This window comes from Janthinobacterium sp. PSPC3-1, from assembly GCF_049896105.1.
Lineage (GTDB): Bacteria > Pseudomonadota > Gammaproteobacteria > Burkholderiales > Burkholderiaceae_D > Janthinobacterium.
Genome location: NZ_JAFCTQ010000002.1, coordinates 148,761 through 163,058 on the forward strand (window position 1 = coordinate 148,761; position 14,298 = coordinate 163,058).

Sequence of the window (14,298 nt, forward strand, 5' to 3'; positions counted from 1 at the left end):
CCATGGCCCGTTTGACACTTGAATTTCCCGAAGACCAATACTGCTATTCTTCGCAATTGACGGTGCGCACCACCGACATCAATGCCGGCAACCATCTCGGCAACGATTCCATGATCTCCATGATTTCGGAGGCGCGCGCCCGCTTCCTGTTCGAATTCGGCGTGCGCGACATCGAGGCCGACGGCACCGGCATCATCGTCACTGACCTGGCCACCACCTACCGCGCCGAAGCCCATGCGCGCGACCAGTTGCTGTTCGAAGTGGGCGTGATGGACTTCAACAAATACGGCGGCGACATCACCTTCCGCATCACGCGTCCGCGCGACAACACCCTGATCGCGATGGCCAAGTCCGGCTTTGTATTTTTCAACTACAAACGCAGCCAGGTCGTGCCCATGCCGGAAGAATTCGGCAGCAAATTTACCCAGGTGAACTGGATCGACTGATCATGGCTTGAGCGTTAGCTGCGCGGTACATTGAAAGTTTTGGCGAACCATTCGTCGATCATCAGTTTTTCATAGCGCAGGCGCTCGCCGCTGGAATAACGGTTCATGCGCGTCAGGTAAGACATGTCGGACAGTTGCGCCTTGTCGCTCTTGATCACCTTGCCGTCCTGTTCCAGCGCATACGACAGGCTGATGCGCGGCCAGTCGACGCCGCCCGTCAGCACGCGGATCTCGTTCGCCGAGCGCACGTGCGGATCTTCGCGGCCTGCCAGGTCGACATCGGTGACCACGATCTTCAAGCGCTGGCCGGCCGGCAAGGACGCGCCCAGCTTGTCAAAGTGGCGCGTCAACTCCGTCAATGCCTCTTCGCGCTTGCGCGGATCGAACGAGATATCGGTGAATTGATCCGGCTTGTCATACAGCACTTCGGTATTGCCGGAAGCCGGACCCGACACGGGACTTTGCGCCCACGCGGCACCAGCAGCCAGCAAGACGGTTCCCGCCAGCAGCAGATGCGTGATTTTCTTTTTCATGATCATCCCTTTCAAAAAACATCCGTGTCAAATATACGCGCATGTGCTGCCGTCGCCACTGGAATTCATACCTTGTTACGAAGTCGGGGCCAGGCGCCGCGCTGGCGCGCACCGACTTTTATAACGGTTTTATTGGCAATATTGATTAAAACAAAGTATTGTCTTGAAAATATAGTTGCGTAAGCGATAAAGTATGTATGGCAATATTTCCATGTAGTTGAAAGCACTGTTGCATGGAAGCAGGACAATTTTTCTTGCCTGTTGTTAATACCATGCGCTCGGTCTACAATCGTCAGAATGCGCCCGGAAAACGCGCAACGCCAGCGGTGGCGCACAGGGATTGCCTGGCGCGTGGCGGTCAGTCATGCCCTTTAGCGGAACTCGCCCTTATGTCATTTTTGTCTTCAGCCTCGCCCAAGTTACCGCCGTGGAAAGTCTTGCTTGTCGACGATGAACCCGACATCCACGACATCACCAAATTGACACTCACCCGTTTCCGCCTCGAAGGCCGCGCCTTGAGTTTCCTGCACGCCTACAGCGGCGCCGAAGCCAAGCAGGTGCTGGCCCGCGAAGAAGGCATTGCGCTGGTGTTTCTCGACGTGGTGATGGAGCGCGAAGACAGCGGCCTGGAAGTGGCGCGCTGGATGCGCGAAGACCTGGGCAATCAATTTACCCGCATCGTGCTGCGCACGGGGCAGCCGGGCCAGGCGCCGGAAGAACGCGTGATCGTCAATTACGACATCAACGATTACAAGGAAAAAACCGAGCTCGACCGCACCAAGCTGTTTACCACCACCTTTGCCGCCCTGCGCGCCTACCGCGACATCATGAAGGTCGAGGAAGCGCGCTTGTCGCAGCTGCATTACCGCGAAGGCCTGGAGCGCGTGATCGCCGCCTCGGCGCATATTTTCAAGCAGCGCAACCTGCGCGACTTCGCCAGCGGCCTGCTGCAGCAAGTGGTCGCCCTGCTGCGCCTGGAAACGAGCATGCTGCTGCGCCTGCGCGGCGCCAGCGCCATCAGCGGCGAGCAGGACTATGAAATCCTGGCGCAGATCGGCGACACCGACGACGGCATGCTGAGCCCTGCCCTGCTGTCGCAGCTGGATCACGCCAAGAGCAATAAAATCTCGCGCCTGCATGGCGACACCTATGTCGGCTATTTTCCGAACAGCAGCGGCAAGGCGTCGCTGCTGGTACTGAAGGGCGTGGAAGAAATTTCCGATCTCGACGCGCAACTGCTGGAAGTATTCTGCTCGGGCGTGGCGATCGCCTTCGACAATATCCTGCTGACGCAGGAAATCACCGACACCCAGGCCGAGCTGATCCTGCGCCTGGGCGACGTGGTCGAATCGCGCTCGCACGAAGGCGGCAACCACGTGCGCCGCATGGCCGAAGTGTGCCAGCTGCTGGCGCAGGCGTCGGGCATGTCGGACGAGGAAACCATGGTGCTGCGCCATGCGGCGCCAATGCACGACATCGGCAAGATCTCGACCCCCGACGCGGTGCTGCTGAAACCGGGCAAGCTCGATGCGGCCGAGTGGGAAATCATGAAGCAGCACCCGACGGTCGGCATGTCGATCCTCGACGGCTCGCAGCGCCCGCTATTGAAAGCGGCCGCCGTGATCGCCCACCAGCACCATGAAAAATACGACGGCAGCGGCTACCCGCAAGGCCTGGTCGGCGAAGACATCCACAAATACGCCCGCATCGCCGCCGTCGCCGACGTCTTCGACGCGCTGATGCACAAGCGCTGCTACAAAGACGCCTGGCCACTCGAACGCGTGGTCAGCTACCTGCGCGAAGTGAGCGGCAGCCACCTCGATCCGCAATATGTGGAGTTGTTGATTGCGAATCTGGATGAGGCGCTGGCGCTGAATCAACGGTTTCCGGACTAGGCGGGATTGCCGCAAACGTTAGGGATACGAAGGCAAACGCACGGCTTGGGCAATAAGTGGATCTGACGGACAGGCAGAAGTGGCTGCGGCTCATCTCGTCATGCGAAGTTTGAGAAAGGGGTGAATTGGTGAAGGTCGGCAATCAGCCAAGAGCGGAAAATTGCCAGGCGCGCCAGCAGAGGAAATAGCAGAATGGAAATCCCAAAAGAGAACCTCAAGTTGATGCGCGACCCAAATCGCATTTTTCCGCCAGTCACTAATGGTGATGATGTGCGTAGTGCAACGGTATGGCATTGCAAATACAAGAGCCTCAAACCGTTGGCTGCACTGCGCAACTTGGAAGAACTCGTGATCGCCACCTTTCCTGATGAATCTTTCGATTTCGTTGGGAGGTTCGAGAAGCTGCGCTTTCTGCGCATACTGCATATGCCAAAGATTAGCGATCTCGAGCCACTGGCAAGACTTACACAACTTAAAATATTATCTTTGTCAACGCTCCCGAGTTGGGACGCGTCCAGGAAAATCACGACCATTGCGTCGCTCGAACCGTTGACGTCACTTCCGGAGCTGGTGCATCTGGAACTTCTCGGTATCTGCCCGCAGGACAAGTTGCTGGCACCTCTGGAGAGGTGCAAACAGCTGAAGTCGGCCCGGTTCTCCCAATACCCACAAGCTGAAACCGATCGCTTCTTTAATCGCACCAGCGTTTCCAATCAGTTCAACCCGGTGGCCCGCCTTTCTTAACTCAACAATGTCCGCTTCGGGGCGTTTGAGCCACTCACGACCGAACGTCGGTTCCATTTTGGCAATATGATATGCTGACCCGAAGGACCGGGTTCGGCCAAGAGCAGACGTTTGTCTCTTGGCCAGGGGGCAGTTCCGCGAACCGACAACTACGTGCTAATCGAGATATGAATCGAAGTTCCATCCTTTGTATTGCTACGGCGCTGGCATTATCTGTGGCCGTGGGCTTCGTAGTTAAGTCCTGCTCAAGTCCCGAGCTTGTTGAGACTTTCGGCGAGAAAAGTGAATGGTCTATACTTCAAGCAATCGAATCTCAAACAAGAAGTGAACTTTTGAGCGAACCAGTCGTTCGCGTTTTCTTCGAGCGTGAAGTTCTCGGTGTAAAGGGGGCATCAGGGCAGAACATCTGGATTCTATTGCGAACCGAATCTCCCCCGTTCTACAAACAGATGCCGAAGGGACAATACGATTTGCCTGCCGCTCTTGTAGAAAAATTGCAGCATGAACGTCGACCTTCCTACACTGTCGGGGAAGTTCTACATTCCCACGTTCTTCAAAAATGAACCAGCGCCACACTTTGGCCTTACTGCGAACTGCCACTTTGGGGTCGACAGCAGCCACTCATCAAATAACCAAGTGCTCCCTGCCCTAGCAATACGCACACCAGCAAACCACGCTTCGGCCCAAGCCACCAACTTGGGCATTCCGGGCCAAGCGGGCCTGAAAAATGTCGAGGGCAAGGCGCGGCGACGAAGACAGTACGCATGGTCGGCGAGGAGCCGCAACGCCGCCATCGGCATTTTCTCAGACCCGCGTCTCCGGCCCGCTGTTCAAGGCCTTTTTAAACACTCTTCGGTTCGAGGGGAAAGCGGATCGTGTAATGCAACCCCATCCCCGGCGCACTGGCAACCTTGACCGTCCCCCCCAGCGGCCCCGTCACCAGGTTATACAAAATATGCGCCCCCAGCCCACTGCCGCCGGAACCCCGTTTGGTGGTGAAAAACGGATCGAATAGCTGCCCCAGCGTGGCGCTGTCCATGCCCAGCCCATCGTCGCTGTAATCGAGCGCCAGCATGTCGCCGTCGCTGCGGGCGCTGATCCGTATCTTGCCCGGTTCGCCTTCCGCAAAACCATGCACCATGGAATTGACCACCATATTGGTGACGATCTGTGAAATCGCGCCGGGATAGCTGCGCAGCTGCAACTCGGGCGCGCACTCGACTTCCACCTTGATCGGCTTGCCCTTCAGCTTGGGCTGCAGCGACAATAAAATTTCATCGAGATATTTGCGCAGGTTGAAGCTGCGCATGTCGTCCGACGACTGGTCGACGGCGACCTGCTTGAAGCTGCGCACCAGCGCGGCGGCACGCTGGGTGTTGGTGGTCATGATGCGCAGGGTCTGGTCGATAATGCCGAAAAACTCCTGCAAGCCGTCTTCATCCAACTGGCCGCTGGCCAGGTCCTCGCGCGTCAGTTTCAGTTCCTGCACCAGGTGGCTGGTGGCCGTCACGCAGATGCCCAGCGGGGTATTGATTTCATGCGCCACGCCGGCCACCAGGCGGCCCAGCGAGGCCAGCTTTTCCTGGCGCACCAGTTCCGACTGCGCCTCCTTCAAGGCTTGCAGCGCGCTGTTCAGGGCCGCGTTCTGCTCTTCCAGGGTTTCCTTGGCCTGGCGCATGGCGCGGTCGGCCTGCATGCGGGCGATCGCCACCGCCACATGGCTGGCCATGAAGGCCAGCACGTCCAGTTCCGCCTGGCCATATACGACCGACGCGTCATAGCTTTGCACGATGATCACGCCATACGCGCGCTCGCCCAGCAGCATCGGCGCGCCCATCCAGCTGGCGATGCCCACATTGCCCAGCGGCTCGTTCATTTCGCCGCTGGCCACCAGCGCCGCGTAGCTGCCGGAATCGAGCAAACAGGGCTGGCGCCGCGCCAAAATATACGAACTCATGCCGACGCCATAATGAAAGCGCTTGACGGGCGCCTGTGCGTCTTTTTCATCGACAAAATACGGGATCGTGATGTCAAGCGTGTCCGGGTGATACAGGGCGATCAGGAAATTCTTGGCCGTCACCAGCTCGCTGATAATCACGTGCAGGCGCGCATACAGGGTGGCGGCGTCGGCTGCCTGGGCCGACAGGTTGGCGATTTCAAACAGCGCATGCTGCAGGTTTTCCGCGCGGCGCCGCTCGGCCACTTCATGGGCCAGCAAGGCCGTGCGTTCCTGCACCGCCTTTTCCAGCCGGTCCATGCTTTGCAGGCCTTGCAGCGCGCTCGACACATGGGTGGCGATCAGCGCGAACAGGGCCTGGTCTTCCAGGCTGAAGCGGTGCTCGGCATCGTAGCTCTGGATCACGATGGCGCCCAGCACCTGGTGCTGCTGGTCCAGCAGCGGGCAGCCGATCCAGTGCTCGGCCGCCGTGCCGCCGCCCCAGGCGGCGCCGCCGTCCACATGCATGGCCGCGTCGCCGGCCGTCATCACCAGCTGCTTGCCGTTGACGATGACCCAGGCCGTGGGCGACTGCTCGGAGCCGGCCAGGCGCACCACCTGCCCGGCATCGGGCGCACTGTCGAACTCGTCGACGAAATACGGAAAGCGCACGGTGCCTTCGTCACGGTCGCTCAAGGCCACGTAAAAATTGGCCGCATACATGATGCGCCCCAGCGCCGCATGCACGGCTTGCAGGAAGTCGGCGATATCGCTGCAGGTGCTGGAACGCTGGCCGATTTCCAGCAATACGGTTTGTACCGCTTCCAGGCGGCTGAGACGACTTTCCATGGGATTCCCTGACTGCTGCTGAAATAATTCCAAAAATCAATGTTATCAGTTCAATTGCCCCTTGGCACGATAAACAGGCAAGGATTTGCCAGCACCGGCCGACAGTGGCTACACTAGCGACTCTTCCACGCACGATTCCCCCATGACCACACCGCTACGCGCCGCAGTCCGCCCTTACACACTTGCCGGCCTGCTGTTGTTTTCCGCCTTCGGCATGCCGCCCCTGTGCGCCGCGCCGGCACGCGTGCCGGCGGCGCAGACGGCCGATGGCGGACGCTATTTCGGTCCGCTGGTCGACGGCAAGATGCATGGCAAGGGGCGGCTGGAATACGCCAGCGGCGCCTACTATGAAGGCGGTTTCGAGCGCGGCGTGTTCAGCGGCCAGGGCAGCTTGCGCCAGCCTTCCGGCGTGCGCTACGAGGGCCAGTTCCGCCTGGGCGCGTTCGAGGGCCAGGGCCGCTATACCTCGCCCAAGGGCGAAGTCTATGCGGGCAATTTCAGCAAGGGCAATTTCGACGGCCAGGGCAGCTACCAGGGCCTGGACGGCAGCTATGTGGGCGCGTTTCGCAACTGGAAGCCGCACGGCGCGGGGGTGCTGACCGACAGCGACGGCATGGTGTTCCAAGGTAGCTTCGTGCAGGGCCAGCCGCAGGGCAAGATGCAGGTGCGTACGCCGGACGGCATCGTCTACACGGGCGAACTGAAGGACTGGAAATTCGATGGCGAGGGCGTATTGCGCACGCCGGATGGCGACGAATACCGGGGCCACTTCAGCAACGGCCTGTTCGACGGCGCCGGCGTGCTGCGCTATGCGCATGCCCAGCCGGACGGGCGCACCAGCGACAGCGGCAACTGGACCGAAGGCCAGCTCGACGACCCGGCGCTGGAGAAACTGACGCGCGACAATATCGAACTGGCGTTGTACAACCAGCCAGCCCTGCTGGAAAAAACCCTGGCCGGCGTGCTGCCGCGCGACCCGGCGAAAAAGATCAATCTGTACTTCCTCGGTGTCGGCGGCGATGGCGCGCAGGAAGTGTTCCGGCGCGAGACGGCCTTCGTGCAGCGCCAGTTCGACCGCGACTATGGCACGGCCGGGCGCTCGATGGTGCTGGTCAACAGCCGCAATACGGTGGCGCAGCAGCCGATGGCCACCCGCACCAGCATCCGCGCCAGCCTCGATGCGCTGGGCGCGAAAATGGACAAGAACAGCGATGTGCTGTTTCTGTTCCTGACCAGCCACGGCTCGGCCGACCACCAGCTGGCGCTGGCGCAAAACGGCATGGACCTGCACAGCCTGCCCGCGCAGGAGCTGGCCGGCATGCTGAAACACAGCGGCGTCAAGTGGAAGGTAATCGTCGTCTCGGCCTGCTATTCGGGCGGCTTTATCGACCCCCTGAAGGACGACCATACCCTGATCATCACGGCCGCGCGACCGGACCGCACCTCGTTCGGCTGCGACGACCAGGCCGATTTCACCTATTTCAGCGAAGCGTATTTCAAGCAAGCCCTGCCCACAAGCGCAGGCTTTGCCGAAGCGTTCGAGAAAGCCAAGACGCTGGTGCGCGCGCGCGAAGCGCAGGATTTCAAGGACAGCGGCGACGGCGAAGAGGAACACTCCGAGCCGCAAATTTACCAGGGCAAGGCGATCGCCCAGCAACTGAAAAACTGGCGCGCCCAGCCCCGGTAAATTCGGTACAATGGGCGCAGCCATGAAAAAATTCTTCCTGCTCCTGCTGCTGTTCGTGCTTCCGCTCCAGATGTCCTGGGCCGCGGCGAGCGCCTATTGCCTGCACGAAGAAGGCAAGGCGGCCCAGCACCCGGGCCATCACAGCCATCAGCACAAGGCCAGCGCCGGCGACGAGCCGCAAGCCGACGCCGGCAAGGACCTGAAAGCCAAGGCCAAGGCGCACAGCGACTGCAATGTCTGCCATGGCATCGGCCACGCCTGGTTGCCGCCCGGCGCCAGCATGCCCGTGTTCGACACGGCATCATTGACCATCGACACTTCCTCCTTCCTGTACGTCTCGCATATTCCCGATGGGCCCAAGCGGCCCGACTGGTCGCCGGTCATCGTCTAGACCGGCGGGATAGTTTCACTGTTACAGCATGCGCCGCGCTTGATGCGCGTGCATGGCTGCGCATCCCGTCGAATTCCTTTCCATTGCCTGGAGAATTCGATGTACCGATTTATCTTGTTCATCAGCGTCAGCTTGCTGACCCTGCCCGCCCGCGCCCAAGGCGCGGCCGAACCACCTGCCCCACTGACCCTGGCCGCCGCCCTGCAACTGGCCGAGGCCGGCAACCCCACCCTGTCGGCCGCGCGCCACGAACTGGCTGCCCAGGGTGGCGCGCTGCAACAGGCGCAAGCGCTGCCCAACCCCGAACTGCAAACCGTGGTGGAAGATACGCGCCGCGCCACGCGCAGCACCACCGTGCAACTGAATCAGCTGATCGAACTGGGCGGCAAGCGCGGCGCGCGCGCCGCCGTCGCCCTGCGCGGCCAGGACCTGGCGCAGGCGGCCCTGGCCCTGCAAGCGGCCGACACGCGCGCCGCTGTCACCACCGCGTTTGTCGACGTGCTGGCCGCGCAGGAAGGCTTGCGCCTGGCCGACAGCGCACAGGCGCTGGCGGCGCGCGCCAGCGAGATCACGGCGCGCCGCGTGGCGGCCGGCAAGGCGTCGCCGGTGGAAGCGACGCGCGCCAAGGTAGCCGAAGCAAGTGTGCGGCTCGAACTGAACCTGGCGCGCGGCAACCTCACCCAGGCCCGCCAGCGCCTGGCCGCGCTGTGGGGCGCCGGCGCGCCGCGTTTTACCTACGCCGATGGCCGGCTCGACCTGCTGCCGCCGCTGCCCTCGCCGTTGGAACTGGCGGCGCGATCGGACGCCGCCCCAAGCGTGCGGCAGGCGCGCAGCCACCTGGCGCAGCGGCAAGCCATGCTGGACGTGGAACAACGGCGCGCCACGCCGGACGTGACGGTGAGCATCGGCATGAAACGCTCGGAGGAACTGGGCCGCAACCAGGCCATCATCGGCCTGGCCTTGCCGCTGCCGCTGTTCGACCGCAATGCCGGCAACAAGCTGGAGGCCTTGCGCCGCAGCGACAAGGCTGGCGATGAACTGGCCGCCGCCCAAGTGCAGCTGCAAGCGGCGCTGGCGCAGGCGCGCGAGCGGCTGGCCACGGCCAGGCTGGACGTGGAGAGCCTGCAAAACGAGATCGTGCCCGGCGCGCAAAGCGCCTGGGACGCGGCCAGCAAGGGTTTCGAGTTCGGCAAGTTCGCCTTTCTCGATGTGCTCGATGCCCAGCGCACCTTGCTGCAAGCCAAAAGCCAGACCCTGCGCGCGCTGACCGAAGCGCACCACGCGGCCGCCGAACTCGAGCGCCTGCTGGGCGCCCCCGTGACTCCGTAAGAAAGATGCCATGAATATCCAATTGAACAAAAAACAGCTGACCGCCATCGCGGCCATCCTCATCGCCGGCATCGTGCTGGCATTCCTGATCCTCAGCACCGGCGGCGGCGCCAGGGACGACCATGCGCATGAAGAGGAAAAACACGGCCATGCCGAAGAGAAAACCGCGCCGCCAGGCGAGGGCCTGTTGCAGCTGACGGCAGAACAAGGCAAGGCGGCCGGCGTGGTGATCGCCACCGCCGCGCCTGGCCGCATCCGGACCAGCGTCGCCCTGCCCGGCGAAATCCGCTTCAATGAAGACCGCACGGCGCACGTGGTGCCGCGCCTGGCCGGCGTGGTGGAAGCCGTGCATGCGGACCTGGGCCAGCTGGTGAAAAAAGGACAGGTGCTGGCCGTGATCGCCAGCACGGAATTGTCCGAGCAGCGCAGCGCACTGCTGTCGGCCCAGCGGCGGCTGTCGCTGGCGCATGCCACCTACGAGCGCGAAAAAATGCTGTGGCAGGAAAAGATCTCGGCCGAACTCGATTACCTGCAAGCCCAGCAGGCCTGGCGCGAAGCGGAAATCGCGGTGCTCAATGCGCAGCAGAAACTGCAGGCGCTGGGCGCCGTGGGCGCCGGCAAAGGACCGCTGAACCGCTACGAGATCCGCGCGCCGTTCGACGCCATGGTGCTGGAAAAACACATCACGCTCGGTGAAGCCGTCAAGGAAGACGCGAATATCTTTGTGATCTCCGACCTGTCGACCGTGTGGGCGGAAATCGCCGTGCCGGCCAAGGACCTGGCCACCGTGCGCACCGGTGGCAAGGTGCTGGTCAAAGCCTCGGCCTTCAATGCCAGCGCCAAGGGCACCATCACCTATGTCGGCGCGCTGCTCGGTGAACAGACGCGCACGGCCAAGGCGCGCATCAGCCTGCAGAACCCCGACATGGCCTGGCGCCCGGGCCTGTTCGTCAGCGTGGAGGTGATCGCCGGCGAACAGGATGCGCCGGTCACGGTGCACAGCACGGCGATCCAGTCGGTGGAAGACAAACCGTCCGTGTTCGTGCAGGTCAAGGGCGGCTACCAGGCCACGCCGGTGATTACCGGCCGCAGCGACGGCCAGTTGACGGAAATCACCAGGGGGCTGGCGGTGGGCACGCAGTACGCGGCGCAAGGCAGCTTTACCCTGAAATCCGAGCTGGGCAAGGCATCCGCCGGCCACGAACACTGATCACGCCAAGGAAACCATCATGTTTGAACGCTTGATCCGCTTTGCCATCGCGCAGCGCTGGCTGGTCATGCTGGCCGTGGCCGCCATGGCCGCCTTCGGCATCTACAGTTATCAGCGGTTGCCGATCGACGCCGTGCCCGATATCACCAATGTGCAGGTGCAAATCAATACGGCCGCCGCCGGCTACTCGCCGCTGGAAACCGAGCAGCGCATCACCTTTCCGATCGAAACGGCGATGGCCGGCCTGCCGAAGCTCGAAGAAACCCGTTCGCTGTCGCGCTACGGCCTGTCGCAGGTCACCGTGATTTTCAAGGACGGCACCGACATCTATTTTGCGCGCCAGATGATCAACGAGCGCCTGCAGGAAGCGAAGGAAAGCCTGCCGGCCGGCATCACGCCGAAGATGGGGCCGGTGTCCACCGGCCTCGGTGAGATCTATCTGTGGACGGTGGAAACCAAACCGGGCGCCAGGAAGGCCGACGGCACGCCCTACACGCCGACCGACCTGCGCGAAATCCAGGACTGGATCATCAAGCCGCAGCTGCGCAATGTACCGGGGGTCACGGAAATTAACGCCATCGGCGGCTACGCCAAGCAGTACCAGGTGGCGCCGCATCCGGACAAGCTGGGCTCCTACGGCATCAGCCTGCAGGAAATCGTGGCGGCGCTGGAGCGCAACAACGGCAATGTGGGCGCCGGCTATATCGAACGCCAGGGCGAGCAGCTGCTGATACGCGCGCCGGGCCAGGTCGGGAGCCAGGACGATATCGCCAATATCGTGGTGGCCAACCGCGAAGGCGTGGCGATCCGCATCCGCGACGTGGCCGACGTCGTCATCGGGCGCGAACTGCGCACCGGCGCGGCCACCGAAAACGGGCGCGAAGTGGTGCTCGGCACCGTCTTCATGCTGATCGGACAGAACAGCCGCGCCGTGTCGCAGGCGGTGGATAAAAAAATGGTCGAGATCAACCGCAGCCTGCCGGAAGGCGTGCATGCCGTCACCGTGTACGACCGTACGGTGCTGGTCGACAAAGCCATCAATACGGTCAAGAAAAACCTGCTGGAAGGGGCGGTATTGGTGATCGCCATCCTCTTTATGTTCCTGGGGAACATAAGGGCCGCGCTGATCACGGCGATGGTGATTCCACTCGCCATGCTGTTCACATTTACCGGCATGGTGCAGTACCACGTCAGCGCCAACCTGATGAGCCTGGGCGCGCTGGACTTCGGCATCATTATCGACGGCGCCGTGGTGATCGTGGAAAACTGCGTGCGCCGCCTGGCCCATGCCCAGCAAAAGCTGGGCCGGCGCCTGACCCTGCAGGAACGGTACGAGGAAGTCTTTGCGGCCTCGCAGGAAGCGCGCCGGCCGCTGCTGTACGGCCAGCTGATCATCATGGTCGTGTATCTGCCGATCTTTGCGCTGACGGGCGTGGAAGGAAGGATGTTTACGCCGATGGCGTTCACAGTCGTGATTGCGCTGCTGGGCGCCATGCTGCTGTCGATCACCTTTATTCCGGCCGCGGTGGCGCTGTTTATCGGCGACAAGGTGGCGGAAAAGGAAAACGCCATCATGCGCGCGGCCAAGCGCTGGTATGCGCCGGCGCTGGACAAGGCCATGGCCAACACGCCGGTGGTGCTGGTGTTCGCGGCGGTGGCCGTGCTGCTGTCGGGCTTGCTGGCGACGCGCATGGGCAGCGAGTTCGTGCCCAGCCTGAACGAGGGCGATATCGCGATCCAGGCGCTACGCATTCCCGGCACCAGCCTCACGCAATCCCTGGCGATGCAGCAGCAGCTGGAAACCAGGCTGATGAGCAATCACAAGGAAATCGAGCGCGTCTTCGCCCGCACGGGAACGGCCGAGATCGCCTCCGACCCGATGCCGCCGAATATCTCGGACGGCTACATCATGCTGAAACCGCGCGCGCAGTGGCCGCAACCGAAAAAGCCGCGCGAGCAATTGCTGGCCGAAATCGAGGCGACGGCCACCAGCCTGCCGGGCAGCAACTACGAGTTCTCGCAGCCGATCCAGCTGCGTTTCAACGAGCTGATTTCCGGCGTGCGCAGCGACGTGGCGGTGAAACTGTATGGCGACGACATGGCCGTGCTCGATGCGACGGCGGCCGCCATTGCCGGCGTGCTGGGCAAGGTGGCCGGCGCCACCGAAGTGAAGGTCGAACAGACCAGCGGCCTGCCGATGCTGACGGTGCAGATCGACCGCGAGCAGACGGCCCGCTATGGCCTGAACATGGCCGACGTGCAGGCGGCGATCTCGACCGCCATCGGCGGCCAGCAGGCCGGCACCCTGTTCCAGGGCGACCGCCGGTTCGACATCGTGGTGCGCCTGCCCGACAGCCTGCGCAGCGACCTGGAGCAATTGCGCCGCCTGCCGATCGCCCTGCCCCAGGGCGCCAATGCGGAAGGCCGCGCGCGCTTCATTCCGCTCGGCGAAGTCGCCAGCCTGCAAGTGGCGCCCGGGCCGAACCAGATCAGCCGCGAGGACGGCAAGCGCCGCATCGTCATCAGCGCCAACGTGCGCGGGCGCGATATCGGCTCGTTTGTGGCCGAAGCCACGCAGCAGCTGCAAGCCCAGGTCAACATACCGGCCGGCTACTGGACCAGCTGGGGCGGCCAGTTCGAGCAATTGCAGTCGGCCACCGCGCGATTGCAGCTGGTGGTGCCGCTGGCCCTGGGCCTGGTGTTCATTTTGCTGTTTGCCATGTTCGGCAATGTGAAGGATGGCTTGCTGGTGTTCAGCGGCATCCCGTTTGCGCTGACCGGCGGCATCCTCGCGCTGTGGCTGCGCGACATACCGCTGTCGATCTCGGCGGCGGTAGGCTTTATCGCCCTGTCCGGCGTGGCCGTGCTGAACGGGCTGGTGATGATTTCGTTTATTCGCCAGCTGCGCGAACAGGGTTTTACTGTGCACGATGCCATCCGCGACGGCGCCCTCTCGCGCTTGCGGCCGGTGCTGATGACGGCGCTGGTAGCGTCACTGGGTTTCGTGCCGATGGCGATCGCCACCGGCACCGGCGCCGAAGTGCAGCGCCCGCTGGCGACGGTGGTGATCGGCGGCATATTGTCGTCGACGGTGTTGACCTTGCTGGTGTTGCCGCTGTTGTATAGCCTGGCTTACCGGAAGAAAGAGTCAGCGTAGGTCGGGTTAGCGCTACGCGCGTAACCCGACAACATTGTTGGCGGTGCATTTTTGGAGCCAACAATGTTGTCGGATTACGGCCTGCGGCCTAATCCGACCTACGGTCATGCCGGTTGTTATT

At 62.4% G+C, this 14,298-nt stretch carries 10 protein-coding genes; 8 read left to right on the forward strand and 2 right to left on the reverse strand.

Going from position 1 to position 14,298, the window contains the following annotated elements:
- Window positions 1-2 precede the first annotated feature (2 nt).
- Window positions 3-446, forward strand: a complete 444-nt coding sequence (locus tag ACP7B7_RS02890) for a thioesterase family protein (protein WP_094443077.1) — start codon at window positions 3-5, stop codon at window positions 444-446.
- 14 nt (window positions 447-460) lie between these two features.
- Here the strand turns inward: ACP7B7_RS02890 and ACP7B7_RS02895 are convergent, their stop codons facing one another.
- Window positions 461-979 (reverse strand): DUF3016 domain-containing protein, encoded by a 519-nt coding sequence (locus ACP7B7_RS02895; protein WP_308923696.1) that lies wholly within the window; start codon window positions 977-979, stop codon window positions 461-463.
- A 389-nt stretch (window positions 980-1,368) separates the two neighbouring features.
- Between ACP7B7_RS02895 and ACP7B7_RS02900 the strand changes: the two genes are divergently transcribed.
- On the forward strand, window positions 1,369-2,874 hold the full coding sequence (locus tag ACP7B7_RS02900) for a DUF3369 domain-containing protein (protein WP_426075671.1): 1,506 nt from the start codon (window positions 1,369-1,371) through the stop codon (window positions 2,872-2,874).
- Between the two features lie 192 nt (window positions 2,875-3,066).
- Window positions 3,067-3,618 (forward strand): hypothetical protein, encoded by a 552-nt coding sequence (locus ACP7B7_RS02905; protein ID WP_426075672.1) that lies wholly within the window; start codon window positions 3,067-3,069, stop codon window positions 3,616-3,618.
- A gap of 841 nt (window positions 3,619-4,459) precedes the next feature.
- Here ACP7B7_RS02905 and ACP7B7_RS02910 read toward each other — a convergent pair.
- On the reverse strand, window positions 4,460-6,403 hold the full coding sequence (locus ACP7B7_RS02910; RefSeq protein WP_426075673.1) for a GAF domain-containing sensor histidine kinase: 1,944 nt from the start codon (window positions 6,401-6,403) through the stop codon (window positions 4,460-4,462).
- A gap of 142 nt (window positions 6,404-6,545) precedes the next feature.
- Between ACP7B7_RS02910 and ACP7B7_RS02915 the strand changes: the two genes are divergently transcribed.
- The 5 genes from ACP7B7_RS02915 to ACP7B7_RS02935 all read left to right on the forward strand — a co-directional run bounded on the left by ACP7B7_RS02915 (window position 6,546) and on the right by ACP7B7_RS02935 (window position 14,177).
- Window positions 6,546-8,090: a C13 family peptidase gene (locus ACP7B7_RS02915; RefSeq protein WP_426075674.1), complete on the forward strand. Its 1,545-nt coding sequence runs from the start codon at window positions 6,546-6,548 to the stop codon at window positions 8,088-8,090.
- 22 nt (window positions 8,091-8,112) lie between these two features.
- Entirely contained in the window at window positions 8,113-8,481 is a 369-nt protein-coding gene (gene czcI / locus ACP7B7_RS02920) for a cation efflux protein, CzcI family (protein WP_426075675.1), read from the forward strand.
- 99 nt (window positions 8,482-8,580) lie between these two features.
- The gene (locus ACP7B7_RS02925; RefSeq protein ID WP_308923690.1) at window positions 8,581-9,810 is read left to right on the forward strand and encodes a TolC family protein; all 1,230 of its coding nucleotides are present in this window, start codon (window positions 8,581-8,583) and stop codon (window positions 9,808-9,810) included.
- A gap of 10 nt (window positions 9,811-9,820) precedes the next feature.
- Complete coding sequence (locus ACP7B7_RS02930; protein WP_308923689.1) at window positions 9,821-11,020, forward strand: efflux RND transporter periplasmic adaptor subunit; 1,200 nt, start codon at window positions 9,821-9,823, stop codon at window positions 11,018-11,020.
- 19 nt (window positions 11,021-11,039) lie between these two features.
- Window positions 11,040-14,177, forward strand: coding sequence for an efflux RND transporter permease subunit (locus tag ACP7B7_RS02935; protein WP_426075677.1), 3,138 nt, complete (start codon window positions 11,040-11,042; stop codon window positions 14,175-14,177).
- Window positions 14,178-14,298: the final 121 nt, after the last annotated feature.